This window comes from Nocardia takedensis NBRC 100417 (assembly GCF_000308695.1).
In the GTDB taxonomy this organism is placed as follows: domain Bacteria; phylum Actinomycetota; class Actinomycetes; order Mycobacteriales; family Mycobacteriaceae; genus Nocardia; species Nocardia takedensis.
In genome coordinates this window covers 1-26030 of the sequence record NZ_BAGG01000021.1, presented here as the reverse complement: position 1 = coordinate 26030, position 26030 = coordinate 1, and the positions used below count along the sequence as shown (strand labels likewise).

The 26030-nt window shown below is 70.3% G+C and carries 26 protein-coding genes; 9 read left to right on the top strand and 17 right to left on the bottom strand.

Annotated elements, in window-relative coordinates; genetic code table 11:
* Position 1: 1 nt before the first annotated feature.
* Complete coding sequence (locus ON30_RS05080) at positions 2 to 637, bottom strand: LuxR C-terminal-related transcriptional regulator (RefSeq protein ID WP_040704732.1); 636 nt, start codon at positions 635 to 637, stop codon at positions 2 to 4.
* 92 nt (positions 638 to 729) lie between these two features.
* Positions 730 to 2115, bottom strand: coding sequence for an ATP-binding protein (locus tag ON30_RS05075; protein ID WP_083911146.1), 1386 nt, complete (start codon positions 2113 to 2115; stop codon positions 730 to 732).
* A gap of 145 nt (positions 2116 to 2260) precedes the next feature.
* Here ON30_RS05075 and ON30_RS05070 point away from each other — a divergent pair, with 145 nt between their 5' ends.
* The 3 genes from ON30_RS05070 to ON30_RS38810 are packed head-to-tail and all read left to right on the top strand — an operon-like array spanning position 2261 to position 4552.
* A complete protein-coding gene (locus ON30_RS05070; protein WP_040704730.1) occupies positions 2261 to 4096 on the top strand; it encodes a PspC domain-containing protein in 1836 nt (611 codons plus the stop codon).
* Positions 4089 to 4388, top strand: coding sequence for a hypothetical protein (locus ON30_RS05065; RefSeq protein WP_051028947.1), 300 nt, complete (start codon positions 4089 to 4091; stop codon positions 4386 to 4388). Before ON30_RS05070 ends, ON30_RS05065 begins: the two co-directional genes overlap by 8 nt.
* Before the next feature lie 20 nt (positions 4389 to 4408).
* On the top strand, positions 4409 to 4552 hold the full coding sequence (locus ON30_RS38810; RefSeq protein WP_157183613.1) for a hypothetical protein: 144 nt from the start codon (positions 4409 to 4411) through the stop codon (positions 4550 to 4552).
* A 29-nt stretch (positions 4553 to 4581) separates the two neighbouring features.
* On the opposite strand, the gene guaA is transcribed toward ON30_RS38810, so the two are convergent.
* Positions 4582 to 6156: a glutamine-hydrolyzing GMP synthase gene (guaA, locus tag ON30_RS05060; protein ID WP_169334877.1), complete on the bottom strand. Its 1575-nt coding sequence runs from the start codon at positions 6154 to 6156 to the stop codon at positions 4582 to 4584.
* Positions 6157 to 6293: 137 nt separating this feature from the next.
* On the opposite strand from guaA, the gene ON30_RS05055 reads away from it, so the two are divergent.
* On the top strand, positions 6294 to 7148 hold the full coding sequence (locus tag ON30_RS05055; RefSeq protein ID WP_083911160.1) for an alpha/beta fold hydrolase: 855 nt from the start codon (positions 6294 to 6296) through the stop codon (positions 7146 to 7148).
* A 14-nt stretch (positions 7149 to 7162) separates the two neighbouring features.
* Here the strand turns inward: ON30_RS05055 and ON30_RS05050 are convergent, their stop codons facing one another.
* Both ON30_RS05050 and guaB read right to left on the bottom strand, forming a co-directional pair.
* Entirely contained in the window at positions 7163 to 8347 is a 1185-nt protein-coding gene (locus ON30_RS05050; protein ID WP_040704599.1) for a GuaB3 family IMP dehydrogenase-related protein, read from the bottom strand.
* Positions 8348 to 8638: 291 nt separating this feature from the next.
* Positions 8639 to 10183 carry an IMP dehydrogenase gene (guaB, locus tag ON30_RS05045; protein ID WP_281004713.1) on the bottom strand — a complete coding sequence of 515 codons (1545 nt, stop codon included), beginning with the start codon at positions 10181 to 10183 and terminating at the stop codon, positions 8639 to 8641.
* Positions 10184 to 10422: 239 nt separating this feature from the next.
* Here guaB and ON30_RS05040 point away from each other — a divergent pair, with 239 nt between their 5' ends.
* Positions 10423 to 10833 (top strand): DUF5319 domain-containing protein, encoded by a 411-nt coding sequence (locus ON30_RS05040; protein WP_040704598.1) that lies wholly within the window; start codon positions 10423 to 10425, stop codon positions 10831 to 10833.
* A gap of 196 nt (positions 10834 to 11029) precedes the next feature.
* Here ON30_RS05040 and ON30_RS05035 read toward each other — a convergent pair whose 3' ends face one another.
* The 3 genes from ON30_RS05035 to ON30_RS05025 form a co-directional block, all read right to left on the bottom strand.
* On the bottom strand, positions 11030 to 12046 hold the full coding sequence (locus ON30_RS05035) for an anti-sigma-D factor RsdA (RefSeq protein ID WP_245553941.1): 1017 nt from the start codon (positions 12044 to 12046) through the stop codon (positions 11030 to 11032).
* 91 nt (positions 12047 to 12137) lie between these two features.
* Entirely contained in the window at positions 12138 to 12716 is a 579-nt protein-coding gene (locus tag ON30_RS05030) for a sigma-70 family RNA polymerase sigma factor (protein WP_040704595.1), read from the bottom strand.
* Between the two features lie 154 nt (positions 12717 to 12870).
* On the bottom strand, positions 12871 to 13779 hold the full coding sequence (locus ON30_RS05025; protein WP_040704594.1) for a hypothetical protein: 909 nt from the start codon (positions 13777 to 13779) through the stop codon (positions 12871 to 12873).
* A gap of 619 nt (positions 13780 to 14398) precedes the next feature.
* Between ON30_RS05025 and ON30_RS05020 the strand changes: the two genes are divergently transcribed.
* The 3 genes from ON30_RS05020 to ON30_RS05010 all read left to right on the top strand — a co-directional run bounded on the left by ON30_RS05020 (position 14399) and on the right by ON30_RS05010 (position 15812).
* The gene (locus ON30_RS05020) at positions 14399 to 14692 is read left to right on the top strand and encodes a WhiB family transcriptional regulator (protein WP_040704593.1); all 294 of its coding nucleotides are present in this window, start codon (positions 14399 to 14401) and stop codon (positions 14690 to 14692) included.
* A gap of 318 nt (positions 14693 to 15010) precedes the next feature.
* Positions 15011 to 15574, top strand: coding sequence for a sigma-70 family RNA polymerase sigma factor (locus ON30_RS05015; RefSeq protein WP_174387383.1), 564 nt, complete (start codon positions 15011 to 15013; stop codon positions 15572 to 15574).
* Between the two features lies 1 nt (position 15575).
* Positions 15576 to 15812, top strand: a complete 237-nt coding sequence (locus tag ON30_RS05010) for a hypothetical protein (RefSeq protein WP_040704589.1) — start codon at positions 15576 to 15578, stop codon at positions 15810 to 15812.
* A 106-nt stretch (positions 15813 to 15918) separates the two neighbouring features.
* Here the strand turns inward: ON30_RS05010 and groL are convergent, their stop codons facing one another.
* Both groL and groES read right to left on the bottom strand, forming a co-directional pair.
* Positions 15919 to 17529, bottom strand: coding sequence for a chaperonin GroEL (gene groL, locus ON30_RS05005; RefSeq protein WP_040704587.1), 1611 nt, complete (start codon positions 17527 to 17529; stop codon positions 15919 to 15921).
* A 109-nt stretch (positions 17530 to 17638) separates the two neighbouring features.
* The gene (groES, locus tag ON30_RS05000) at positions 17639 to 17941 is read right to left on the bottom strand and encodes a co-chaperone GroES (protein ID WP_040704586.1); all 303 of its coding nucleotides are present in this window, start codon (positions 17939 to 17941) and stop codon (positions 17639 to 17641) included.
* Positions 17942 to 18673: 732 nt separating this feature from the next.
* Here groES and ON30_RS04995 point away from each other — a divergent pair.
* On the top strand, positions 18674 to 20224 hold the full coding sequence (locus ON30_RS04995; protein ID WP_083911145.1) for a DUF7159 family protein: 1551 nt from the start codon (positions 18674 to 18676) through the stop codon (positions 20222 to 20224).
* Between the two features lie 19 nt (positions 20225 to 20243).
* On the opposite strand, the gene tsaD is transcribed toward ON30_RS04995, so the two are convergent.
* From tsaD to ON30_RS04960, 7 genes are all read right to left on the bottom strand, one after another.
* Positions 20244 to 21302: a tRNA (adenosine(37)-N6)-threonylcarbamoyltransferase complex transferase subunit TsaD gene (gene tsaD / locus ON30_RS04990; RefSeq protein WP_040704585.1), complete on the bottom strand. Its 1059-nt coding sequence runs from the start codon at positions 21300 to 21302 to the stop codon at positions 20244 to 20246.
* Positions 21299 to 21823 (bottom strand): ribosomal protein S18-alanine N-acetyltransferase, encoded by a 525-nt coding sequence (gene rimI / locus ON30_RS04985; protein ID WP_040704584.1) that lies wholly within the window; start codon positions 21821 to 21823, stop codon positions 21299 to 21301. Before rimI ends, tsaD begins: the two co-directional genes overlap by 4 nt.
* A gap of 5 nt (positions 21824 to 21828) precedes the next feature.
* Positions 21829 to 22524: a tRNA (adenosine(37)-N6)-threonylcarbamoyltransferase complex dimerization subunit type 1 TsaB gene (gene tsaB, locus ON30_RS04980; RefSeq protein WP_040704582.1), complete on the bottom strand. Its 696-nt coding sequence runs from the start codon at positions 22522 to 22524 to the stop codon at positions 21829 to 21831.
* A gap of 87 nt (positions 22525 to 22611) precedes the next feature.
* Positions 22612 to 23037: a tRNA (adenosine(37)-N6)-threonylcarbamoyltransferase complex ATPase subunit type 1 TsaE gene (gene tsaE, locus ON30_RS04975; protein ID WP_083911159.1), complete on the bottom strand. Its 426-nt coding sequence runs from the start codon at positions 23035 to 23037 to the stop codon at positions 22612 to 22614.
* Positions 23038 to 23112: 75 nt separating this feature from the next.
* The gene (locus tag ON30_RS04970; RefSeq protein ID WP_040704724.1) at positions 23113 to 24210 is read right to left on the bottom strand and encodes an alpha/beta fold hydrolase; all 1098 of its coding nucleotides are present in this window, start codon (positions 24208 to 24210) and stop codon (positions 23113 to 23115) included.
* A gap of 100 nt (positions 24211 to 24310) precedes the next feature.
* Positions 24311 to 25459: an alanine racemase gene (gene alr, locus ON30_RS04965; RefSeq protein WP_040704580.1), complete on the bottom strand. Its 1149-nt coding sequence runs from the start codon at positions 25457 to 25459 to the stop codon at positions 24311 to 24313.
* Positions 25460 to 25653: 194 nt separating this feature from the next.
* A partial coding sequence (locus ON30_RS04960) for an NAD(P)H-hydrate dehydratase (RefSeq protein ID WP_040704579.1) occupies positions 25654 to 26030 on the bottom strand: 377 nt, incomplete at its 5' end.

Sequence of the window (26030 nt, the reverse complement as noted above, 5' to 3'; positions counted from 1 at the left end):
CTCAATCGATCCGGCGGCGATGCGCCCAGCGCGTCAGCGCGTTCCGGTTGGACTGCTGAGTCTTGCGCAGCACGTTGGAGGCATGCGTCTCGACGGTCTTGACCGAGATGAACAGATTCTCGGCGATCTCGCGATAGGTGTAGCCGCGGGCGAGCAACCGCAGGACCTCGAGTTCGCGCGGAGTCAGCGAATCCAGTTCCGGGTCCAGCGGCGGTTCGGGCACCGGGGAACGCCCGGTGAACGAGTCCAGCACGAAACCGGCCAACCGCGGGCTGAACACGGCGTCACCGCCCGCGACCCGGCGGATGCCGTCGGCGAGTTCGGCGCCGGAGATCGTCTTGGTGACATATCCGCGCGCGCCCGCGCGGATCACCGCGATGACGTCCTCGGCGGCATCGGACACACTCAGCGCCAGACACACCGGCCCGTCGCCGATCCCGGTCAGCACGGCCACGCCGCCGCCGTCGGGCATGTGCACATCCAGCAGCACCACATCCGGTCCGGCCGCGGTGATCCCGGCGATCGCCTCGGCCACGCCGCCCGCCTCCCCGACCACCTCCATATCGGGTTCGCGACTCAGCTCGGCCCGCACACCCGAACGGAACACGGCGTGATCGTCGACGAGAAAGACCCGCACGCTCACCTACTTCTCCTCACTACGGTGGATCGCCCACCCCGACTCGCGCCGCACCGGACACGCGCACCCATCGGTACCACAGCGCTTTCGGCTCACGCGACCGGGCGCACCGGCTCCCACACGGTGTCGGCCATCGGCTCGGCGTCCTCGTGCGCGCCGGAGTCGGTGCGCGGCATGATGATCCGCACCTCGGTCCCGCGGCCGGGAGCCGACAGGATCTCCACCTGACCGCCGCGCCGCTCGATCCGGCCGCGAATGGATTTGGTCAGGCCGCGCCGGTCCTCGGCGATGGCGGCGACGTCGAAACCCGCGCCGCGGTCACGCACGAACACGCTCACCTGATGCGGTTCGACCTCCGCGAACAGGTCGACGTTCGGCACGCCCGCGTGCTTGGCGGCGTTGACCATCGCCTCCCGGCTCGCCCCCAGCAGCGCGGTGAAATGCTCCTTCGGCAGACCACTCCCGGTGTCACCGACATCCATGCTGACATCGCCCACCGTCACCGGTGCGACCTGCACGCTGTACTGGTCCTCCACCTCGCCCGCGATGGTGCGCAGCGCCGCCGCCAGACTCGACGGCGCAGGCCCCGAATCCTCGAACAACCAGCGGCGCAACTCGCGCTCCTGACTGCGGGCCAACCGGGTGACCTCCTGCGGGTCGTCGGCCTGCCGCTGGATCAGCGCCAAGGTCTGCAACACCGAATCGTGCAGGTGCGAGGCGATCTCCTCGCGTTCCTCGTTGCGGATGCGCGCCGCGCGCTCGGAATTCAACGCCCGCATCATCCGCAGCCACAGCGGCACCGTCAGCAGACCCGCCCCGACCAGCGTCACCGCGACCGCGACCAGCGCGGACCCGAGCGAGCCGAGATCGATGCGCCCCAGCACCACCACGCCCAAGCCGACGACGATCATCGTCGCCCCGCCCACGATGCGCGCCCAGGTCACCACCCCCGGATGCGCGGGCAGCCCGAGCAGCGAGCGCGGCCCCTCCGCGTCGTATTCGCGCCAGACCAGCGCCGCGCCCAGCGCGACGACCACGATCGGAACGATGATCTTCGCCGCGACCGTGCCGTTCATCAGCCACGACACCGCCACCGCGAGCCCGAGCCCGAGCAGGGCCAGACCGATCGCCTGCCTGCGTTCGGTCGCGCTCGGACGCGCCTGGTCCGCGCCGCCCGGGGTGAAGATCCACAGCAGTCCGTAGGCGGCGATACCCGCGCCCGCCAGCGCCGAGAGCAGCACGAAGGCCATCCGCACGGTGAACACGTCCAGGCCGAGCTGATCGGCGATACCGCCCGCGACACCGCCCACGATGCGCCCACCCGAGCGCCGGACCAGACGGACCTGCGGCTGCGGCGCCAGATCCAGCACCGGAGCGGGCCCCGGACGCGCCGCGCCGACCCCGAATCCACCGCCCTGATCGGGCCGCGAACCCCCCGCCCTACGCGCGGCGTCGGACACCGGAACAGTCGGGTACATACCTCCGATGGTGGCACACCCAGCGCAAACACGGCATCGGGAATCCCCCTGAGGCTGCCGAGGACGCCGCCTGGGCGCGGAATCGGCGCAACTTCAGGGTTCCCCCCGATGCGCCGCGAGGCGGTTTCGCCGGAGCATGGAAACCATGGCGAAAACGAGCTTCGGCGAGCAGCTCCAGCAGATGTGGCAGACACGGCCCGTCCGGTTGCCGCGGCAGGGCCCGGTCGCCGGGGTCGCGGCGGGCTTCGGCAGGCGATACCACGTGGATCCGGTGCTGGTGCGGGTCGCGTTCGTGGTGTCGACGCTGTTCGGCGGCGCCGGGATCGTGCTCTATCTCGCGGCCTGGCTGCTGTGCAACCAGGACGGCGACGAATACTCCGCCGCCGAATCACTGCTCGGCAAGGGCGGCAGTTCGCAGTCGCCGACCAAGACGGTGGTGCTGATCGTCGCGCTGGCCATCGCGGTCACCACCATGGGACCGGTCGGCATGGGTTTGGCCGGCTCCGGGATCATCAGCCTGGCGTTGATGCTCGCAGGCTGGTGGATGCTGCACATGCGCACCCCGCAGCCGCCGCCCGGCACCAGCTCGCTCGACGACTTCCCGCCCGAGGGCCTCACCGCCACCGGCTACCCCGGCGCCGTCTTCCCGCCCGGCGCCACCGGCAGCTTCTACGCGCCCGAGCAGCCCGGATCGCCCGTCTACACGCCCTACACGAAACTCCCGCAGCAGTACGCGCCCGACCCGTACGCCCCCCAGGCCGCGGCCGCCGAAGCCTGGGCCGCCGCGACAGCCGACACCCGGAACGCGGAGGTCACCGAAGACCGGGCCGCGACCGCCGCCGCGGCGAGCGGAAGCGGATCACCCTCCGATGACATGGCCGCGGCCGACCGGTTCACAACCGCCGACTCGCCCGCTGCCGACCCTGCCACTGCCACTGCCACAGCCACAGCCACAGCCGCCGACGCCGACGCCGACGACCGGACCCGAACGGTCGCCTACGACCGAACGGAAGCCGTCGCCGATGGCCGGACCGCCGACGACCGGACCGCAGCCGGGACCGAGACCACGGCGGCCAGCTATGACGCGACCGAGAAGGCGCACGACACTCGCACCTCAGCCGGGGCGCACAGTCGGGCCGAGGCCGATGACCGGACCGCGACCGAGGAGACCTCGACCGACCAGGTCGACCTGCGGAAAGAGGGGAACCGCGCCGTGCGCGATCCGAACACCGTCGAGGAGCGACCGACCGTCGGCCTCGGGAAGACCACCGGCCCCGCGACCGCGCCGCGCCCGCACACCGTTCCCGGCGGGCCGACCCCGCCGTCCTGGGATCCGCTCGGCGTGGCCCCGCTGGCCTGGGATCTGCCCGATCCGACGCCGCGTCCGGTGGCGGCGCGACCGGCACGCCGTCCCCGTTCCCGGATGACCCCGGTGGTCCTCGGCCTGGCGATCCTGGCTTCGGCGGGCGCGGGTGCGCTGGCCGCCTCGGGAGTCGACTGGATGACCGCGCCGCGCATCGCCGCCGTGGGTCTGGCCGTCGTCGGGCTGGGTCTGGTGGCGGGCGCGTTCCTGCGGCGCGGCCACGGTCTGCAAGTGGTGACCGTGCCGCTGATGGCCTTCGCGATCATCGCCACCGCCGTGGGCCCGATCACCTTCGACGAGACCACCATGGGCGACCGCACCTGGGCGCCGACGGCGGTCGCCGATCTGGAATCCGAATACCACCTGTCGATGGGGTCGGCCACCCTGGACCTGCGCGGATTGAACCTGACCGAGAACCGTACGGTGGACCTGTCGGTGCGGATGGGTGAGGCGAAAGTGCTGGTCCCGGAGGCCATGACCGTGCGCACCGACTGCACCGTGCGGATGGGCGACCAGAGCTGCCCGACCGGCGTCAGCGGCCCGAACACCCCCGGCGCGCCGGTCCTGGACCTGAACATCGATGTCCGGATGGGCAACGTGGTGGTGGAACGTGGCTGACCGGACGAACCCCCAGCACACCGAATCCCACCGGACCGCGACGCACCGCGACGCACCGGATTCGACCGAAATCGAGGTGTCCACCGTGGATCAGCCCTGCACCCGCCGCCGCGGCGGCCCCTCCCTGTCGATGCTGTTCATGGGCGTTCTCGCCCTCGCGGTGAGCGTGCTCGTCCTGGTCGGCCCGGCCGCCGTCTCGGCCGTGACCGCCCTGCCGCTCGGCTGGATCATCGTGATCGCGGCCATCGTGGTCGGCATCGGACTCGTCATCTCACCCCGCCGCAAGCACTGACCGGAACCACGGAGCATCCCATGAGCGCACCGGACATCGACCGCACCGATCCCGAACCCCGCCCGGCGCCGCCGGAGCCGCGCCGCCCGGTCCGGCCGATCCGCCTCGGCGGCATCCTGCTCGGCCAACTCGTCCTCGGACAGACCCGCCCGCGCACCGACTGACGCGCGGACAGGTCCTCACAAGCCCCTGGTCACTCCCATTCGATGGTGCCCGGGGGCTTGCTCGTCACATCGAGCACGACCCGGTTGACCTCGGCGACCTCGTTGGTGATGCGCGTGGAGATCCGTTCGAGCACCTCGTAGGGCAGCCTGGTCCAGTCGGCGGTCATCGCGTCCTCGCTCGACACCGGGCGCAGCACGATCGGATGACCGTAGGTGCGGCCGTCACCCTGCACGCCGACGCTGCGGACATCCGCCAGCAGCACTACGGGGCACTGCCAGATCTGGCCGTCGAGACCCGCCGCCGTCAGTTCCTCGCGCGCGATGGCGTCGGCCTGCCGCAGCGTCTCCAGTCGGTCGCCGGTGACCTCACCGACGATGCGGATCGCCAGACCCGGGCCGGGGAACGGCTGACGCGCCACGATCTGCTCCGGCAGCCCGAGCTCCCGGCCGACCGCGCGGACCTCGTCCTTGAACAGCAGTCGCAGCGGTTCGACCAGCTGGAACTCCAGGTCATCGGGCAGGCCGCCGACGTTGTGGTGGGATTTGATGTTGGCCGTCCCGGTGCCGCCGCCGGATTCGACCACGTCCGGATACAGCGTGCCCTGCACCAGGAATTCGACCGACGTCGCCGTCCCGTCGGCCTCGTCCTGGTCGGCCACGACCTCGGACACCGCGTCCTCGAAGGAGCGGATGAATTCGCGGCCGATGATCTTGCGCTTCTCCTCGGGGTCGGTGACGCCCTTCAACTCACCGAGGAATTTGTCCATCGCGTCGACGGTGACCAACCGGGCCCCGGTCGCGGCGACGAAATCCTGTTGGACCTGTTCGCGCTCCCCGGCGCGCAGCAGGCCGTGATCGACGAACACGCAGGTCAGCTTGTCGCCGATGGCGCGCTGCACCAGCGCGCCCGCCACGGCGCTGTCCACGCCGCCGGACAGACCGCAGATCGCGTGGCCGTCGCCGATCTGCTCGCGGACCGCCTCGACCAGTGCCTCGGCGATGTTCGCGGGCGTCCAGGTGGCGGGGATGCCGGCGATCTCGTGCAGGAACCGGCTCAGCACCTGCTGACCGTGCGGGGAATGCAGCACCTCGGGGTGATATTGCACACCCGCGAGGCGACGGGCGCGGTCCTCGAACGCCGCGACCGGCGCGCCCGCCGTGGTGCCGGTGACCTCGAAGCCCGCGGGGGCGTCGGTGACGGCGTCACCGTGACTCATCCACACCGGCTGGATGGTGGGCAGCCCGCCGTGCAGCACACCGCCGTCGATATTGAGTTCGGTGCGGCCGTACTCGCGGGTCCCGGTGTGGGCGACGGTGCCGCCGAGCGCCTGGGCCATCGCCTGGAATCCGTAGCAGATGCCGAAGACCGGCACGTCCAGGTCGAACAGCCGCTTGTCCAGTTGCGGGGCGCCCTCGGCGTACACGCTGGACGGGCCGCCGGACAGGATCACCGCGAGCGGTTGCTTCTCCTCGATCTCCTCCACCGACATGGTGTGTGGCACCACTTCGGAGAAGACGCTCGCTTCGCGCACGCGCCGAGCGATCAACTGGGCGTACTGGGCGCCGAAGTCGACGACGAGGACCGGTCTCTGGGATTCTGCCACCGGCACAGTCTAGTGAGGCCGCGCGAAGGCTCCCGCGACGGGCACGACACCCCGCTACCGCCCGCGGCACGCGGACAACCTGGTGCGCCGGTCCAATCCTCCGGCGTGTCCCCGCACCGCCGGCTATCCTCGTGCTCGTGCCATTCGCCCGTGCGATAGACGCCGACATCCACTACGAGGACAGCGGCGGAGACGGCCCCCCGGTACTGCTGGCGCACGAATTCCTCATGGACCGAACCATGTTCGCCTCGCAGGTGGCCGCCCTGACACCGGAATTCCGCGTCGTGTCCTGGGACGCGCGCGGACACGGACGCACCACCGATCAGGGTCTGCCCTTCACCTACTGGACCGCCGCCCGCGACGCCCTCACCGTGCTCGACCACCTCGGCGTGGAACGCGCCGTCTTCGGCGGCACCGCGCAGGGCGGGTTCACGGCCCTGCGCACGGCGTTGATCGCGCCGGAACGGGTGTCGGCGCTCATCCTGATCGGCACCGAAGCGCACGGCCCCACCGAGGCGCAGTCCACCGCCACCCAGGAATTCCTGGACCAGTGGTACGACGACGAATCCCGCGCGGACGCGGCGAAACAGTTGGCGCACTGGCTGATCGGCGACGACGAGTGGTATCGGGCCATCTGGACCAGGCGCTGGCTGGGCCGCGAACCGGCCGCCATCGAGATGGCGGTGGGCTGTCTGCTCAACCGTGAATCCGTGCTCGAGCGACTGCCCGAGATCACCTGCCCCGCACTGGTCATCCACGCGGGCGACAGCGGGATCCCCGCCGAACGCGCCGAACGACTCGTCCACGGACTCGTCGCCGCGACCTACACCGAGATCGCGGGCGCGCGCCTCGCGGTCACCATGACCCACCCCGAACCCGTCAATCGCGCCATCCGCCAATTCCTTCGGGAACACCTCACCCCGAAACGCCGACGGGTCAACATGATCCGGCACACCCACCGCGGACCGAACCCGGCGGCGCGCTCACACTGAGCGCGCCGCCCGGGTCAGGCGCGCACGCTCAGCCCGACCCGCTGGAACTCCTTGAGGTCCGAGTAACCGGCCTTCGCCATCGAACGGCGCAGGCCGCCCACCAGATTCAGCGACCCGAACGGGTCGTCGGACGGACCGAACAGCACCCGCTCCAACGTCGGACGCACCGGTTCGGCGACACTCTCGCCCCCCAGATCCCACGGATCGTCCACGTGCAGCATCGAACCCCTCGGCACCGACGGATGCGCCGCCGCCGACGGCCAGTACCAACCGCGACCGGGGGCCTCCGCCGCCGAGGCCAACGGCACACCCAACATCACCGCGTCCGCGCCGCAGGCGATCGCCTTGGCCAGATGGCCGGAGGTCGCGACGTCACCGTCGGCGATGACGTGCACGTATCGACCGCCGGTCTCGTCCAGGTAATCGCGGCGCGCGGCGGCCGCGTCGGCGATCGCCGTCGCCATCGGCACACCGATGCCGAGCACCTCACCGGTCGTCGTCGCGCCCGGGAACGAGCCGTAACCGACGATCACGCCCGCCGCGCCGGTCCGCATCAGATGCAGCGCGGTGCGGTGATCGCTGACCCCGCCCGCCACCACCGGCACGTCCAACTCCGCGATGAACGTCTTCAGATTCAGCGGTTCACCCTCGGCGGCCTGCGGATCGGACCCGCTCACGTGCTCGGCGGAGATGATCGTGCCGTGCACCACCAGCAGGTCAACGCCCGCCTGCACCAGCGCCGGGGTCAACGCGCGCGCGTTCTGCGGACTCACCCGCACCGCCACCGTCACCCCCGCGGCGCGCACCTCGGCCACCGCCGCCGCCAACAGGTCCGGTTGCATCGGGGCCGCGTGTAACTCCTGCAACAAGGAGACCGCGCGCTCGTACCCGCCCTTGGCCACCAGTTCCAACAACTGGTCGATCTTCGCCTCGACATCGGCGTGCCGGGCCCACAGGCCCTCGCCGTTGATCACCCCGAGCCCGCCCAACCGGCCCAACTCGATCGCGAAACGCGGCGAGACCAACGCGTCGGTCGGATGGGTCAGGAACGGGATCTCGAACCGGTAGGCATCCAACTGCCACGACAGCGACACCAGCTTCGAGGACCGGGTACGCCGCGAGGGCACGATGTCGACATCGTCCAACTCGTAGGTACGACGGGCCGTCCGGCCCATACCGATCTCGACCATGTCGCGCACGTGTCCTCCTGTGTTTGATTGCCGCGCCTTCGGCGCGGCGGGTTTCGCGGCCCCTGGTGTCTCGCGGTTGCGCGGTCGAGACTCGCGCCTTCGGCGCATGCGCTTCGACCGCGCAACCGCGAGACGGCCGCGAAACCGTGGGGGCGCGTTCGGATCGCGACGGTGCGAGGGCAGGTAGGGCCTGACTGGGCGCTACGGCTCGCGGGCAGGTTCATCATGCACGCCGGGGCGTGGCCTGTACATGAAGGGGCCGCCGCCGGGGTGTCCGGCGGCGGCGTCCGATCTGTCCGGTCAGCCGCGGCCGGTGTAGTTGGGGGCCTCCACCGTCATGGTGATGTCGTGCGGGTGGCTCTCCTTGAGGCCCGCGGCCGTGATCTGCACGAACTGGGCCTGCTGAAGGTGCGCGATGGACTGCGAACCCGTGTAGCCCATGGCCGCGCGCAGACCGCCGACCAACTGGTGGATGACCTGGTTGACGGGGCCGCGGAACGGCACCCGGCCTTCGATGCCCTCGGGGACCAGTTTGTCCTCGGCGAGCACGTCGTCCTGGAAGTAGCGGTCCTTGGAGTAGGACTTGGCCTGGCCGCGTCCTTGCATCGCGCCCAGCGAACCCATGCCGCGGTAGCTCTTGAACTGCTTGCCGCCGACCAGGATCAGCTCGCCCGGCGATTCGGCGGTGCCCGCGAGCAGCGAGCCCAGCATCACCGTGGACGCGCCCGCGGCGATGGCCTTGGCGATATCGCCGGAGAACTGGATGCCGCCGTCGGCGATCACCGGCACACCGTGCGGTTTGCACGCGGCGACGGCCTCGAGGATCGCGGTGATCTGCGGCGCGCCCACGCCCGCGACCACGCGGGTGGTGCAGATCGAGCCGGGGCCGACGCCGACCTTGACCGCGTCCGCGCCCGCCTCGACCAGCGCCAGCGCGCCCTCGCGGGTCGCGACGTTGCCGCCGACGATCTGGATGCGATCGCCGACCTCGGCCTTGACCTTCGTCACCATCTGCAACACGCCCGCCTGGTGGCCGTGCGCGGTGTCGACCACCAGCACGTCCACGCCCGCGTCGGCCAGCGTCATCGCCCGCGACCAGGAATCCTCGCCGACGCCGATGGCCGCGCCGACCAGCAGACGACCGTCGCGGTCCTTGGTGGCGTTCGGGTACTGGTCGGTCTTGACGAAATCCTTGACGGTGATCAGGCCGCGCAGCCTGCCGTTACCGTCCACGATCGGCAGCTTCTCCACCTTGTGGCGGCGCAGCAGGCCCAGCGCGGCCTCGGCCGTCACGCCCTCCTGGGCGGTGATCAGCGGCGCTTTGGTCATGACGTCGGCGACGCGGCGGTCCTGATCGACCTCGAAGCGCATGTCGCGGTTGGTGATAATGCCCACAAGGGCGCCGGTCTCGTCCACCACGGGCAGGCCCGAGATGCGGAACCGGGCGCACATGGCGTCGACCTCGGCGAGGGTGTCGGTGGGGCGGCAGGTCACCGGATCGGTGACCATCCCCGCCTCGGAGCGCTTGACCGTCTCCACCTGGGCGGCCTGGTCGGCGGCGGCCAGATTGCGGTGCAACACGCCCATACCGCCCGCGCGCGCCATCGAGATGGCCATCCTGGCCTCGGTGACGGTGTCCATGGCCGAGCTGACCAGCGGGGTGCGCAACCGGATCTCCCTGGTCAGCTGACTCGAGGTCTCCACGGAACTGGGGATGAGATCCGATGCGGCGGGCAGCAGCAGCACGTCGTCGAACGTGAGTCCGAGCATGGCGATCTTGTTCGGATCGTCACCACCCGTAGGGGGGCGGACTGCGATTCGTTCGCCCGTTACGGGATTACTCATTCGGATCGACCCCTCCTGGACGTCGAAAGCGAGAGACGCCGGCAGGACCGGCGTCGCGCACAACTGATGGGATGGAACGGTGACGGCGACGACGAGCGTGTCGGGAACCGGTCGGCGCCTGGCACCCATGGTATCTGGCCCGCAAACTCGCCCACGACCGCGCCTCGGTGCCGCCGCCGCGCGAAACTGGCACGCCGCATCGCTGGCGAAGAACACCTTGTTCTGCGTACCGTGGGTGTGTGCGTGACCATCTACCACCTGGCTTGCCGCCGGATCCGTTCGCCGGAGACCCCTCCGACCCGTCTGCCGCGCTCGACGCCATCGAGCCCGGCGAACCGCTGGATCCCCACGAGCGCCTCGCGGTCGAGGAGGATCTCGCCGATCTCGCTGTCTACGAGGCGCTGCTGGCGCACCGCGGAATCCGCGGACTCGTGGTCAGTTGCGAGGATTGTAGGCAGGATCACTACCACGATTGGGACATGCTCCGCGCCAACCTGCTCCAACTACTGGTCGACGGAACCGTCCGCCCCCACGAACCCGCCTACGACCCGACACCCGAGGCATACGTCACCTGGGATTACTGCCGGGGTTACGCCGATGCCTCGATGAACGAGGCGTTCCACGGCGACGGATTCGACGGGTTCGACTAGGGATTTCCCGGTGCCGCGCGTCACCTGACGCCGCACCTCCCCCAGGGTGTCGGGACCGCCCCGACGGCCCGGAATGCCGCACGCTCCCCCGCCCGATCGCCGCACGCACAGCGGATCGGGCCGGGGAGCGCTCTCGTCTTCGAAACGAAAAGAACCGATCGCCACCTGCGGCGATCGGTTCCGGTGCGTCGGAGAACTACCCGCCCGGAATGGGCAGCGGGATGCTCGGAATCGTGATCCCCGGGTTGGGGAGCTGATTCGTGGGCTGGGTGGGAATCTCCGCGCCACCGGTCGGCACCACCACCGTGGGTGAGTTCACGGTGGTGGGCGGCGACTGGGTCGGCGGAGCCTGGGTCGGGGGCTCCTGCGTCGGCGGTTCCTGCGTGACCGGAGGAACCGTCGTCGGGCCGGGCTCATTGGGTTGGGTGGGCTGCTGGGTCACCGGCGGCACGGAGCCGCCGGTGGTCTCGATCGGTAGCTGCATGATCGTCGGGTTCGGCGTCGTCTGTTGGCTGGCCGGTTGCTGCGGCTGCCCGGGCTGGCCCGGTTGCGACGGCGCCGTGGACGGGTTGCCGCCCGGCGCTGTCGAGGGCCGCGGATCGGGCGTCCGCGTCGCCGTGGTGATCTGCTCGGCCAGCGCGGGATTCTTGGCGCGCAGGGTATCGAGCATGCGCTGCCAATCGGCCTGCAACTGGGCGCGCTTGTCCGGATCGGTCACCTGGTCGACATTGGCCAGAGCGGACTCCAGCTGGACCTTGGCCGCGGTCGGATCACCCTTGGCGAGAAGCTGTTCGGCCTGATCGATCTGGCTGTCGGCGCGGTTGACCACCGTGGACTGGGCCTGCTCGCTGAACACGACCTCTTTGACCCGCCACAGCGGATTGCCCGGCTCGGCGTTGTAGGAGAACGCCGTCAGACCACCGATCACCAGCGCCACCGCCGCGGCGGTGCCCAGCAGCGGCCGAACCAGACGTAGCCTGCCGCCGGTCTGGGCGCTGACCCGCACCTTGCGCGCGCCGATCTCCTGGTTGACCGCGGCGAACACCACGTCCAGATCGGGGGCGCCGGGCAACGGGGGTTCGATGATCTCCGCGCGCCAATCCGCGAGCAGCGCCGCCAGCTGGAATTCCTCCGTGCTGTCGGTCTGCACCGGCCCATCGCTGGAGATGGCTTCGATCAGCGCGTCGTCGCGACGGACCGCGGCGATATCCACCGGGCCCGAGTCTTCGGACGCCCCGGCGTAGGGACCGCTGTTCCGCGATCCTCGTCGCGCATTCCAGTCGCCCCGACCGCGCTCGCCATCCCTAGCCATACATTTCACCTGCCCTCGCCACTTGTGACTTCAGTTTCGCGAGTGCCCTGTGCTGGGCAACCCGTATAGCGCCCGCCGTACTGCCCACGGCGACCGCGGTTTCTTCCGCTGACAGACCCATGACCAAGCGGAGGATCAAGATCTCTCGATGCTTCTCCGGGAGCGTGGCCAGCAGACGGTTCATCTGCCTGCTCGTCTCGGATTCGAGAGCCCGTTGTTCCGGCCCTTGGTCGGTGGATATGACATCTGGTACTTCGGCCATGGCCTCCGCCTTGTTACGGGCGGCGTTACGATGGGCGTCGGCGACCTTGTGAGAGGCGATGCCGTATACGAAGGCCATGAACGGCCTGCCCTGATCCTGATACCGGGGCAAGGCGGTCATCACGGCCAGACATACCTCCTGCGCAACGTCGTCGGCGGAGAGCTGGCCGCGCTCCGCCGCGCCGATCCGCGCACGGCAGTAGCGGACTACCAACGGGCGGATAAGCTCTAGTACCTGAGCTAAAGCGGATCTGTCGCCCTGCGCAGCGGCAGCGACGGCGAGGTCCAACTCTTCGCCCGTGTTCGTCATCGTCAGAGAGATTCCTGGCGTTACAAGTGACACAGACCCCATGACCTGTGCTTCCGCCGTGGCGGCGGAACGGCTCTAACAATAGCGACATCGGGCACACCACCGGGCAACGTGGTCGGTTGTCGCCGCAACCTCGTCGCGGCCTCCCCGACGATCAGCCGAGTCGGAAATGCCCACCGCGGCGGGCGATCACCGCCCCGAAGGCCGCCGCGTCGCTCGCGGCCGCCGCGTCACCGAGTCCGGATCGCAACATCGCACCGGCCCAGGCCAGCGGAAACAGATCATGTTCGGCGCAGCGGGCGGCGACCGCGTCGGCGGTGGCGCGGGCGGTGTCGAGGTCGCCGTCCGCGGCCGCGGCGGCGGCGGTCAGCAACAGGGATTTGACCTCGTGCCGTCGCGACGGACAGGCGCGCGCGAGCGCGAGGGCGGTCTCGGCGTGCGGTCGGGCCCGGCGCGGATCACCGGCGGCCAACGCGTTCTCGGCGCTGACCCAGTGCAGGCGGATCAGCGCGCGCGGTCGGCTCGCGGCGGGGCCGCCGGCGCGGCGCAACAGGCGATCGGCCAGGTCGGTGCGGCCGCGGCCGAGCGCGTCGGCGGCCAGTCCGGTGAGCGCGTCGCACAGCGCGGCGCCGGGGTCGGCGAGGCCGGCGAATACCGAGGGGGTGACGGATGTCGGCTTGTCGAACATCTCGAGTGCGACAGGTTGCGCACTCGAGACATGCGCACCGGCCGCCGCCGACGCTCGGGAGGCGATCAGCGCGAAGGCCCGACCGTCGGCGACGGCGGCGTCGGCGTGTCTGCCCGACTGCCGCAGCAGTGAGCCCTCGGTGCTCGCGACCAGCGACAGCAGGACCGGATCGGCGCTCAGGCGACGGACTCGACGCAGTCGCGCGCGGGCGGCAGCGTAATACCCCTGTCCGGCCAGGGCGACGGCGCTCAACCAGCCGTCGACGCCGTCCGCCGGGGCCGGCAACTCGGCAGCGGCCGTGCCGGGTCGGCCCCCGAAGGCCGCGGCGGCGAGTACTTCGAATCGAGTGTCCTGGAGCGGAGCCTGCGAGAGCACCGTCGCACTCTATCCGCAGGCCGGTTTCCCCTCGGCTCGCGGGAAATTCTTCGCGGCTCCGGCTAACTTCCAGCAGTTCTGGTACGGACGGCGTGTTTCCATCAGGTAAAACTCCCGGGGGCATTGCGAGATCGTCGCCGATGCAAATTCACATGCGTTTCGCGCAATTAACCTGCACGCCCCGGCATCGCCATCTGACCAGCACCAGATGGAAGCTTCCGTACCGGGCGTCAGGGAGATCGACACCTTCCGGCAACCGGCCCAGCAATCGGGATACTCGCGGGTAATCGGCCGTCCACCAGCACAATTCGGATCGGAACGAGGCCAGCCTCGGTCCAGCCGCCAACTAGCCAATCGAACAGTATCACCGGAGTGATCGTAAAAAGTAAACAGCGAGCAGGTTAAATCTCCGCGCTGTGGATTCGGAAAACCGGTGCGTCGAACTATTGACGGAATTTCACGGCCGGCCCTAACGTAGCTCATCGCCACGGTCGGCGCCGCGCGAAAAGCAGCGGCCACGAAGGGCGAGCCTCGGGCCACCCCATCCGGCCGCGGCCCGAGAATTTGCAGAACCAACTGCTCGACAACGCTGACGAGCTCGCATCACGAGGAGTTCACCATGCCCATGCCGACCCACCTTCCCGGACCGAACGCCGATGTCTGGGACTGGCAGATGCGAGGCTCTTGCCGCGGGCAGGACTCCGCGGTGTTCTTCCATCCCGACGGGGAACGCGGCCGCGCCCGCACCGCTCGCGAGATGCGCGCCAAGGAGATCTGCCGCAGTTGCCCCGTGCTCATGCAGTGCCGCAGCCACGCCCTGAAGGTCAGCGAGCCCTACGGCATCTGGGGCGGCATGTCCGAGACCGAGCGCGAGATGCACGCTCGGCGCAACCGTCGCCGCATGGCGGTCTGACACCGCGTGCGGGCGGTCTGAAAATCACTTTCCGGGATCCGCCCCATCCGAACGCAGCGGTGCGCCGAATGCCTAGCAAACAACCGGCCATTGCCTGACCAGCACGAATACCGAACACCGGAGCAGAACTCCGGTCGAACCTCCGGCGGCGCATCGGCGTCGGTCGTTCCGTGCCGATACCCCACCGAAAGGAAGCCATAGCGGCGCGCTACGGTAGTGACCGATGACACAGAATGGAGCGTTGTGACAACGCGGTGGCCGGCCGCAGAGGGCGACTCGTTCCGTAGAGAAGCCATCCCACCCAGTGTGGAATCTGCGATGTCGGCACGCGCAGCCGAAAGTATCGAGCTCGCCGCCCTATTGCATCGTTGCGGTCGAGCCGACCAGCAAGCTTTCGCCGAACTGTACGACCGGACGTGTGCGCGCGTCTTCGGTCTGGTGCTCCGGGTGCTGCACGATCCGGGGTACGCGGAGGAGACCACGCAGGAGGTCTACCTCCAGATATGGCGCACCGCCGCCAGTTTCGACCCCGCCAAGGGTTCCGCGGTGACCTGGTTGATGACGCTCGCGCATCGCCGCGCCGTCGATCGGGTCCGTGCCGAACAGGCCCACACCCAGCGCGAGGTCGCCTACGGCATCCGTGTGCTCGGCAACGAATTCGACGAGGTCACCGAGGAAGTCGAGCGCCGACTCGAACAGCAGGCCGTCCAGGACGGGCTGACCACGTTGACCCAGACCCAGCGCGAGGCCATCTCGCTCGCCTACTACGGCGGACGGACCTACGCTGAAGTGGCCGCCCATCTGGGCGTCGGACTACCCACCGTCAAGTCCCGGATCAGGGACGGACTGACACGACTGAAGAAAAGTTTGGGGGTGACGTGAGATGAGCGAAGCCAGGATCGATCTCGCGCACGCCGTCGCGCTCGGATCGATCGACGACGAAGACCAGCACGCGGTACAGGACCTGCTCGACAGCGATGATCCCGCCTTCGGCGCCGAGGTGCGGCGCACGCGGGCCGCGCTGGCCGCCCTCGCGGAAGCCACGGCCACCGAACCGCCCGCCGAGTTACGCGGCAGGCTGCTCGCGGCGGTGGCCGAACAGCCCCCGGTCGCTTCCTGACCCGTCTCTTCGCGTCACCGGCTTCGCCTCTCCAGCACGAGCAGCAGCATCGAGAACGAGGCCCCCGGATCGTCGATCCGGGGGCCTCGTCCGTTCGCGCACGCGATCAGTGGCTGTGCCCGTGGTGGCCGTGGTCGTCGGCCTCCTCGGCGGGCTTGTCGACGACCGCGCTCTCGGTGGTGAGGATCATGCGCGCGACCGAGGCCGCGTTCACGACGGCCGAGCGGGTCACCTTGACCGGGTCGACGACACCGTCGGTCAGCAGATCGCCGTAGGTGAGGGTGGCGGCGTTGAAGCCGTCCTTGCCCTCGGCGACCTTGCTCACCACGACCGCGCCGTCCAGGCCCGCGTTGCTGGCGATCCAGTACAGCGGGGCCGACAGCGCGGTGCGCACGACCTCGACGCCGACAGCGCGGTCGCCCGAGAGCGAGTCGCGCAGGTCGACCAGCTTGGTGGCGGCCTGCACCAGGGCGGTGCCACCGCCGGGCACGATGCCCTCCTCGACGGCGGCCTTGGCCGCGCTCACCGCGTCCTCGACGCGGTACTTGCGCTCCTTGAGCGCGGTCTCGGTGGCCGCGCCGACCTTGATGACCGCGACGCCGCCGGACAGCTTGGCCAGCCGCTCGGACAGCTTCTCCCGATCCCAGTCCGAATCGCTGGCCTCGATCTCGCGGCGCAGTTGACCCACGCGCGCCTCGATGCCCTCGCTGGTGCCGCCGCCGTCGATGATCGTGGTCTCGTCCTTGGTGACCACGATGCGCCGCGCGGTGCCCAGCGCCTGGATGTCGGCCTCGCGCAGGCTGATGCCGAGATCGTTGTTGATCACGGTGCCGCCGGTGACGATGCCCAGATCCTCCAGGAACGCCTTGCGGCGATCACCGAAGAAGGGCGCCTTGACCGCGACGACCTTGATGGTCTTGCGGATCGAGTTCACGACCAGGGTCGACAGGGCCTCGCCCTCGACCTCCTCGGCGATGATCAGCGCGGGCTTGCCGGATTCGGCGATCTGCTCGAGCACCGGAAGCAGCTCGGCGAGCGCGCTGATCTTCTCGCCGTACAGCAGGATGTAGGCGTCCTCGAGGACCGCTTCCTGGCTGTCGACGTCGGTGATGAAGTACGGCGAGAGGAAGCCCTTGTCGAACTGCACGCCCTCGGTGACGACCAGGTCGGTCTGGATCGTGGAGGACTCCTCGACGGTGACCACGCCGTCCTTGCCGACGGTGTCGAGCGCCTTGCCGACCATCGCGCCGATCTCCTCGTCCCGCGAGGAGACGGTGGCGACCTGGGCGATGGCCTGCTCGCCGGAGACCGGGGTGGCCGCGGCCAGCAGGGCCTCGGAGACCGCGTCGGCGGCCAGGGCGATGCCCGCGCCGACCTCGATCGGATTCGCGCCCGCGGCGACGTTCTTCAGCCCGGCCCGCACCAGCGCCTGGGCCAGCACGGTCGCGGTGGTGGTGCCGTCGCCCGCGACGTCGTTGGTCTTGGTGGCGACGCTCTTGACCAGCTGCGCGCCGAGGTTCTCGAAGGGGTCCTCGAGGTCGATGTCGCGGGCGATGGTGACGCCGTCGTTGGTGACGGTGGGGCCGCCGAACGCCTTGGCGAGCACCACGTGCCTGCCGCGCGGGCCGAGGGTTACCTTGACGGCGTCGGCGAGCTTGTCGACACCGCGTTCCAGAGCCCGGCGAGCCTTCTCGTCGAACTCGATCTGCTTTGCCATAAGTCCTTTTCCTTGGATAGGCCACGAACAGCACTGCCCCGGCCCCGCTGTAGGGGAACCGGGGCAGTGTCGTTACGACTCGATCCCGACCGGTCGGCCGGGAACGCGGTCACTTGCTGACGACAGCCAGCACGTCGCGCGCGGAGAGGATCAGGTACTCCTCGCCCTGGTACTTGATCTCGGTGCCGCCGTACTTGCTGTAGATGACGGTGTCGCCCTCCTGGACATCCAGCGGGATGCGCTTCTCGCCCTCGTCGTCCCAGCGGCCGGGGCCGACGGCGACGACGGTGCCTTCCTGCGGCTTCTCCTTGGCCGTGTCCGGGATGACCAGGCCGGAGGCCGTCGTCGTCTCGGCCTCGTTGGCCTGGACGAGGATCTTGTCCTCGAGCGGCTTGATGTTCACGCTCGCCACGTTGAGCCCTCCACTTTCAGGGGATTGCGGTCGTCCGGAACTGTTGCCCCGGACCATCGGTGTCGTGTTGTCTCGCTCGGCCGCCCGGTATGACCCGCGGCCGTTCGATCTGACCCCTGCGCACAGCCCCGTCGTCGCGGGTGCCGGGACCCTTGCCCAGTGGTCAAAAGCTTGGCACCCACACATCACGCGGTGCCGACTAGCACTCTATACACGCGAGTGCCAGCGCTCAAGGGCAGGCGTTGCCAACCCCCGCACGGGACAACCCTCCGGGAGCTATTCGGACTTCCCATAACTTCGCGGAATCTGTAACGTTCGGATAACAGATCGTGACAGTATTGGCGACGGTCGCGTCCGTAGCGCGCGCCCGCGGCGTCGCGAACACCGGCGTCACCGACCACCCACCGTCTACAACCAGCGTCGTTCAACAACCAGCGTCGTTCAACAACCAGCGTCGTCGGACCAGCGTCAGCACCACCGACGTCACCACAACCCAGCGTCATCGAAGACAGCGTCACCGAAGAAGACAGCGTCACCGGAAAGCCGGCTCACCGGATCCACCGCACCGGGAGCGCGCGCATCCGTCGGGGGCAGTCACCCGCTCGCCTCGCGCGCGGCGGGTCGGATCGTCGATAGGACCGTTCGCATCGCGGCGGAGGTCCGGCATCTCGTTGCCGCGCGGGGTCGGGGGCGTCCCAACCGCACGGACCGTTCGCTCGAAGGGAGGTGTACATGCGAACATCACTCGGCATCTCCGCCGGAAACGAAGTCGTCTGCTCGGCGCTGGTCGCCACCGCTCCCAACGGTTCCCAGACCTTCGACTACCGGGTGGTCTCCGCCGACGCCGCCCACTCCGACCTCGGCGACCTGGTGGCCTCCTCCATCGAACTGATGACCACCCAGTTGCCGACCAACCGGATCTCCTACGACGTCGCCTTCCCGCTCGACGTGCGCACCGGCTTGACCAGATCCGGTGCGCGCGAAGCGGTTCCCACCAGCGTGGCGGTCGCCTACCGCAGTCGCGAGCAGGCACAGGTCATCCGGTCGGCCACCGGCAAGCAGCGCGATCTGAAGCTGATCCCCGAAGGCACGGCGGCACTGACCTACCTGCGCCACACCGGCCTGCTGGACCGCTACGAGACGGTCGCCATCATCGATCTCGGCGCGTCCGGCCTGAGCGTGACGGTCGCCGATCGCGACGGCGGGTCCGTCCTCCGCTCCGAACGCACCACCGCGATCAGCGGCAACGCCATCGACGACCTCATCTACCACCATCTGGTCGATCTGCACTACGCGCGCCGCGGCACCCGCCCCAACCGCAACATGCTGACCAACCGGGGTCGCGCGGCCAAGGAACATCTCTCGGTCGCCCCCGCCGTCACCATCGACCATGTGGCGGGCCGACCGCTGAAGTTGACGCGGGCCGATTTCGAGGAACTCATCGCCGATCTGCTGCACGACACGGCCGCATTCGCCGCGGCGGTGTTCGCCCGCGCCTCCACCTACCCGGAGGCGGTCGCGGTCATCGGCGGCGGCGCCAATATCCCCTCGGTGGTGACGACGCTCTACGACCGCCTCGACATGCCCGTGCACACCGTCGAGGACCCGGAGGCGGTCATCGCCAAAGGCGCGGCGCTGGTGGCCGATTCGGCCCAACCCGCCGGATTCCCGGTCGCCGCGCTGGCCCCCGAGGCTCCTGTCGGCACATTCACGAAGGTCGTCGGCACCCTCGCGGGGGCGATCGCCGTGGTCGGACTCGTGATCGGTTACGGCGTCAAGACCTTCGCGCCCACCGCCGACGACGAGGTGTCGCCCGCGGGCACCACCAGCAGCGCCCAGCACGTGCCGAGCGTGCCGCCGGTCGCGTCGAGCACCGTCGTCGGCACGCCGACAGGTCCCTCGATCGAGCCCGAGGTCGTCCCGACCACCACCGCGCCCACCACGGTCGCGCCCACGCCCGTCGCGCCGAGCACCGCGCCCACCGCCGGCGAGGCCGGTCCGCCGCGCACCACGTCGAGTACCGGCGTCGTCCCCACCACCCCGCCGACATTGCGGCCCGACCCCAACCTGCCGCCCATCCCGTTCCCCGAGATGCTCGGCCCGTTGGTCGCGGGCGCGGCACCGGATTACGCACCGGCCGAGTCGCGTTCGCACACGCTCACACCGTCGGTGGCCCCCGTGCCGGGCGCGCCCACCCAGGAGTCGGCGCATTCGAGCATTCCGCTGTCGCTGCCGCCGGAGACGTCGGTGCCGCTGCCCACCGTGGCCGAGTCGCCGCGCTGAGGACGTCGTCCTCCGGGGCTCAGTTCGGTACCGGCACCGTGATCTGACTGGTGGACACGGCCAGACCGGGATCGGTGGCGACGGTCAACTCCGACGGCGTCGCACCCCCCGCGATGACGTGCGCGCCCAGCGCCGCGATCATCACACCGTTGTCGGTGCACAGGCGGGGTTTCGGCACGCGCAGGGTGAGTCCGGCCGCGGCGCACCGCTGTTCGGCCATCGAGCGGATGCGGGAGTTCGCGGTGGCGCCACCGCCGAGGACCAGCGTGTCGACGCCGACGTCACGGGCCGCGCGCACCGCCTTCATGGTGAGCACGTCGGCCACCGCCTCCTGGAAGGAGGCCGAGATGTCGGCGATCGGCAGGTCCGCGGCATCGACGCCCGCGCGGTGGGCGGCCTCGACGTGCCGGGCCACCGCGGTCTTGAGACCGGAGAAAGAGAAGTCGTAGCGCGGGTCGCGCGGGCCCGTCATGCCGCGGGGAAAGGCGATCGCGGCCGGGTCGCCGGTACGGGCCGCGGCGTCCAGGGCGGGGCCGCCCGGATAGCCGAGACCGAGCAGGCGGGCGACCTTGTCGAACGCCTCGCCCGCGGCGTCGTCGACGGTGCTGCCGAGTTCTTCGATCGGTGCGGCCAGATCCCCGACGCGCAGCAGATGGGTGTGGCCGCCGGAGACCAACAGCGCCACACACGGCGGCATCGGACCGTGTTCGAGGGTGTCCACGGCGACGTGGCCGCCGAGGTGGTTGAGCGCGTAGAACGGCACATCCCACGCCGCGGCATAGGCTTTGGCCGCCGCCACGCCGACCAGCAGCGCACCCGCCAACCCGGGGCCGATGGTGACCGCGAGCGCGTCGGGCTTGGCGATCCCCGCCGCCGCGAGCGCGCGGCGCATCGTGGGAACGATGGCCTCGAGGTGGGCGCGCGAGGCGATCTCGGGGACGACGCCGCCGAAACGGGCGTGCTGATCCACGCTCGAGGCGACCTCGTCGGCGAGCAGTTCGCAGGTGCCGTCGGCGTGCCATCGCACGATCCCCACGCCGGTCTCGTCGCAGGAACTCTCGACGCCCATGACGATCACGACAGCACCTCCCCCGCCGCGTCGGCCGCCCATGCCCGAGGTTCGGCGGTCAGTTCCGGCCTGCGCATGGTGTAGGCGTCCGCGCCGCTGGGGTGGTAGTAGTTCTTGCGCAACCCGATGATGTGGAAACCGTGCTTGGCGTAGAGCGCGATCGCGGGTTCGTTGTCGGTGCGCACCTCGAGGAAGACCGGGCCGCCGCGTTTGCCCGCCTCCGCGAGCAGCGTCTCCAACAGCAGCGTGCCGACCCCGCCCCGGTGCACGACCGGGTCGACGCCGATGGTGTGCACCTCGGCCTCCGGGTGTTCCGCGTCACCGAGCAGCGCGATCCCGGCGTAGCCGAGCATGCGGCCGTCGTCGTCGCGGGCGGCGAAGTAGCGGTTGTGCGGGGCGGCCAACTCCGAACGGAAAGCCACCGCGTGCCACGGATCGTCCTCGGGGAACAGCAACTGCTCGAGTTCGACGCAGCGGGCGATGTCGCCGGTCCGCATGGGCTCGACGCGGATCGCGGAGTCGTCGGTCATGCCACTCACGCTCCCGTCCGGTCCAGGGTGCGGAAACTGTTCTCCACGGCGTCCGGCCTGCGCAGATACAGCGGCGTCAGCGCCTCGGGCACGGCCCGGGAACGCAGCGCGGGCGCGGCGACCGCGACCAGACCGGCCGGCGAGGGCGTCTCCACCGGCAGCACCGGCAGATCGAAGAAGTCGACGTGCGAGGCCGATCCGGCGATCACCGTGGCCTGGCCCGCGTCGAGGTCGCCGGGGGCGATCACCTCGGGGCCCGCGATACGGACGCCGTCGTGGTAGCGGGCCCAGTAGACCTCGCGCCTGCGCGCGTCGGTCACCACGAGCAGTTCACTGCCCGCCGTCAGATCGGGGGCGGCGTCCGCGGCGATGGCGTCCAGGCTGCACACGCCGTACACCGGAATGCCCAGCGCGTCACCGAATGCCGCCGCCGTGGCCATGCCGACGCGCAGGCCCGTGAACGGACCGGGACCCGTCCCGACCACCACCGCGGCGATCTCGGTCCTGGAACGACCTGCCTCGGTGAGGCATTCGAGGATCTGCGGGGTGAGCACCTCCGCGTGCGCCCTGGGATCGACCCGGACCCGCGAGGAGACGGTGCGCGGCCGCCCCGCACCGGCCGCGGCGTCGTCGGCCTGCCCCAGTTCCACCAACCCCGCTGTAACGGCGGGTGTCGCGGTGTCGACAGCTAGTACAAGCATGATTGGCCCCACGATACCGGGTGGTAGCCGGCCCGCGTTCGGAGCTACCTGGTCGCGGCTCGGCGGGCCCGGGCGGTGTGATCGGGACTACCCGACCCACTCCCAGACGGCGGTCCGCACATCGGAATCCGGTTCGCGCGACAACAGCACCCGCAGGTGCCGGTCGGTCAGGTGCTCCACGACGCCCAGACCCCATTCCACCACCACCACCGCGTGCTGTAGATCGGTGTCGAGGTCGAGGGCGTCGAGTTCGTCCAGGTCACCGCCCAGGCGGTAGGCGTCGACGTGCACCAACGGCACCGCACCGGCCGCGCTGCCCGCCCGGTGCTGCCTGGCGATGACGAATGTGGGCGAACTCACCCGGCCCTGCACGCCGAGTCCGGCGGCGATACCGCGCGTCAACGCCGTCTTGCCCGCGCCCAGCGGACCGTCCAACACGACCAGATCGCCCGCGGACAGATCGGCGGACAGTTCCCGGCCCAGCGCCTCGGTGTCCTCGACCGTCGGCAGCATCCGCCGCTGTTGCGCCACCAGCACCTCCACCCGTCTCGCCCGATCCCGCCCGAAGCGTACCGGCGCGCGTCCGGCTCAGCTGGTGGCGGCCTCCGGATCGGAGTGGGTGCGCTCCTGATGCGCGCACGCGCGGATCAGCAGTTGGTCCAGCGCCTCGTTGACGACCTCCGGATATTGCAGGTGCGGCATGTGCGCGGCGTCATCGATGCGCACCAGCGCGCTGCCCGGCAACGCGCTGTGCAGCGCGGCCGAATTGCGGAACGGGATCACCAGATCGCGCCCGCTGCCGACGACCAGCACCGGCAATTCGGCCAGGATCGGCAACGCCGCCGACTCGTCGTGCACCTGCACGGCCTTCAGGAATTTCACCACCGTCTCCACCGGGGTCCGGTCGATCATCAGCGTGGTGAACCGCGACAGCGTCGGGCTGACCGGACCGTGGAAGGAACTGACGTGCAGGATCGGCGCGATGATGTGCCGCGCCGAGGTCCGCCCGGCCTGCACCAGCGCCGGTGCGGTGTGCACGGCGAGCCGGAAACCATCGATCGCGGGCGAACGCAGCAACTGGGTGATGCCCGCCGAGGTGACCGCCGCGGCGCTGGTCGACAACAGCCCGACCCCGATCACGCGTTCGGCGAACAGCGCCGGGAACCGCGCGGCCGCCGCCAGCACCGCCATACCGCCCAGCGAATGCCCGATCACCAGCACCGGACCGGTGGGCGCGGCGCTCTCGATCACCGTGGCGACGTCGCGGCCGAGTTGGGCGATCGAGCAACTCTCGGTGCTCGGCGTCCCGGAACGACCGTGCCCGCGCAGATCGAAGAACACCATCCGAACCCGCTCACCCCAGCGCTTCTCCAAGGCGCGGCGCTGGAAATGGAAGGACTCCATGCTGTTGCAGAAGCCGTGCACGAAGATCGCGGTGATCGGGGCGTCGGCGGGACCGCACTCGCGGGTGGTCAACCGCACACCGTCCTCGGCCACGACGGCACCCGGCCGATCCCGTTCCATCAGGGTGAAATCCTCGTCGCGGTACTCGTCGCGACGCGCGGGCCACAGCACCCGCGACCCCACCCGACGCAGTGCGTGCGCGCCCGCCAGCGCGCCGACCACGCCCGCGGTCGCCATCCCGCCGCGCAGGATGGCCGTGCGATTCGAACGTCGCGATCCCATCGGAACCCTCCCGGTGACGGCGTAGGCCACGAGCCGACCACATGTATGTCACGGACGACGGCGCTCGCGCAACCGCGCCCGGCCGTCGGTCACCCGCCGATCAGTCGGCGCGGTCACCGATATGCCGACGGATTACCCGCCCCCGCGGGGCGCACACCACCTCGTAGTGGATGGTGTCGAGCACATCGGCCCAGTCCTGGGCGCGCGGTTCGTCCCGACCGCCGCCGAACAGCACCGCCACGTCGCCCTCGGCCACACCCGCCGCGTTGTCACCGAGGTCGACGACGAACTGGTCCATGCACACGCGCCCGACATTGGGCCGCCGCGCGCCGCCGAGCAGCACCTCGAAACGTCCGCTCAACGGACGGAACACGCCGTCGGCGTAGCCCGCGGGCACCAAGGCCACGGTGGTATCGCGCGGGGCCAGCCATTGGTGGCCGTAGGAGACGCCCTCCCCGGCGGCGACCCGCTTGACCAGCGCCACCCGCGCCCGGAACGTCATCGCCGGACGCAGGCCGACATCGGGCAGGTCCGGCACCGGATTCAGACCGTAGACGGCGATCCCGGGACGGACCATGTCGAAAGCCAGATCGGGGCGGGTCAGGGTGGCCGCCGAATTCGACAGGTGCGCCAGTTCCGGTCGCAGGCCCGCCGCCTCGGCGGCGGCCAGCGCGGCGACGAAGCGGTCGCGCTGCACGTCCACGAACGGATGCTCGGGTTCGTCGGCGTGCGCCAGATGCGAGAACACCGACCGCAGACGCAGCACGCCCTCCTCGACCAGCACGCGCAGTTCCGTCAGCAGCGCCGGGTAGGCGTCGGGCGCGATGCCGTTGCGATTTAGTCCGGTGTCGACCTTGAGCGCGACCACGCCGGTGCGCCGGATACCGCGCGCCGCCGCCGCGACCGCGAGCAGGTGCGCCAGGGAGGACACACCGATCTCGACGTCGGCGGCGATCGCCGCGGCGTAGTCGGCGTCGGAGTTGTTGAGCCAGCACAGTATCGGCGCGGTGATGCCCGCGCCGCGTAAGCGCAGCGCCTCGGTGACCGTCGTCACCCCGAGTTCCGTCGCGCCCGCCGCCAGCGCCGCGTGCGCCACCTCGACCGCCCCGTGGTTGTAGGCATCCGCCTTCACCACGACCATGACCGCGGCGTCCCCGGCGTGTTCACGCAACACGCGCACGTTGTGGGCGATGGCGTCCAGGTCGATGACGGTCTCCAGTGGGGCATGCACGAAGGTCGATCCTGCCATCCCCGTTCTCCGGGTCGACGCGGCGCGCCTCACGACCGCCGCTGATGTGGTCCGGGGAACAACCGTGCTCACCAGGGACGCGGCGGGCGGTCGAGTGATGTCGCAGACAGTCGGACTCGACCGCACGGCCGAGCACCGCGCTCCGGAGAGGTGGCGACCGAAGCGATAGGTCGCCCGGCACTCGTGGCCGCGATCTAGCCGGCGAAGGCGCGCAGGGTGGCGATGGCCGGGCGCAGGTGGTCCAGCAGGGGTTCGGCGGAAATGGGAGCGCCCGCGTCGCCGGAGGCGCGGGCGGCCAGGCCGGCGGCGAGGCTGTGGGCGCGGGCGGCGGCCGCCGCGGACCAGGCGGGATCGAGCCCCGCGGCCAGGAGCGCGCCGATGACGCCGGACAGGACGTCGCCCGCGCCTGCGGTGGCGGCCCAGGAACCGCCCGCTTCGTTGACCAGCGTCGGGTGCCCCGGCGCGGCGACGAGGGTGGCGCGGCCCTTCAGCAGGACCGTGGCCCGCAGTGATTCGGCCAGGTCGCGGACGGCGGCGACCCGGTCGTCCCCCACCTCGCGGCCCGCGAGTC

Excerpts from the sequence above, each read along its gene's own strand:
- ON30_RS04970 (WP_040704724.1), bottom strand. The coding sequence starts at position 24,210 with ATGGGATCGCGACGTTCGAATCGCACGGCCATCCTGCGCGGCGGGATG.
- ON30_RS05010 (WP_040704589.1), top strand. The coding sequence starts at position 15,576 with ATGAGCGAAGCCAGGATCGATCTCGCGCACGCCGTCGCGCTCGGATCG.
- guaB (WP_281004713.1), bottom strand. The coding sequence starts at position 10,183 with ATGAGTAATCCCGTAACGGGCGAACGAATCGCAGTCCGCCCCCCTACG.
- ON30_RS05075 (WP_083911146.1), bottom strand. The coding sequence starts at position 2,115 with ATGTACCCGACTGTTCCGGTGTCCGACGCCGCGCGTAGGGCGGGGGGT.
- tsaB (WP_040704582.1), bottom strand. The coding sequence starts at position 22,524 with ATGCTTGTACTAGCTGTCGACACCGCGACACCCGCCGTTACAGCGGGG.
- ON30_RS05030 (WP_040704595.1), bottom strand. The coding sequence starts at position 12,716 with ATGACGAACACGGGCGAAGAGTTGGACCTCGCCGTCGCTGCCGCTGCG.
- tsaE (WP_083911159.1), bottom strand. The coding sequence starts at position 23,037 with ATGCTGCCGACGGTCGAGGACACCGAGGCGCTGGGCCGGGAACTGTCC.
- ON30_RS05070 (WP_040704730.1), top strand. The coding sequence starts at position 2,261 with ATGGCGAAAACGAGCTTCGGCGAGCAGCTCCAGCAGATGTGGCAGACA.
- groL (WP_040704587.1), bottom strand. The coding sequence starts at position 17,529 with ATGGCAAAGCAGATCGAGTTCGACGAGAAGGCTCGCCGGGCTCTGGAA.
- rimI (WP_040704584.1), bottom strand. The coding sequence starts at position 21,823 with ATGACCGACGACTCCGCGATCCGCGTCGAGCCCATGCGGACCGGCGAC.
- ON30_RS04995 (WP_083911145.1), top strand. The coding sequence starts at position 18,674 with ATGCGAACATCACTCGGCATCTCCGCCGGAAACGAAGTCGTCTGCTCG.
- ON30_RS05015 (WP_174387383.1), top strand. The coding sequence starts at position 15,011 with ATGTCGGCACGCGCAGCCGAAAGTATCGAGCTCGCCGCCCTATTGCAT.
- alr (WP_040704580.1), bottom strand. The coding sequence starts at position 25,459 with ATGGCAGGATCGACCTTCGTGCATGCCCCACTGGAGACCGTCATCGAC.
- ON30_RS38810 (WP_157183613.1), top strand. The coding sequence starts at position 4,409 with ATGAGCGCACCGGACATCGACCGCACCGATCCCGAACCCCGCCCGGCG.
- ON30_RS05020 (WP_040704593.1), top strand. The coding sequence starts at position 14,399 with ATGCCCATGCCGACCCACCTTCCCGGACCGAACGCCGATGTCTGGGAC.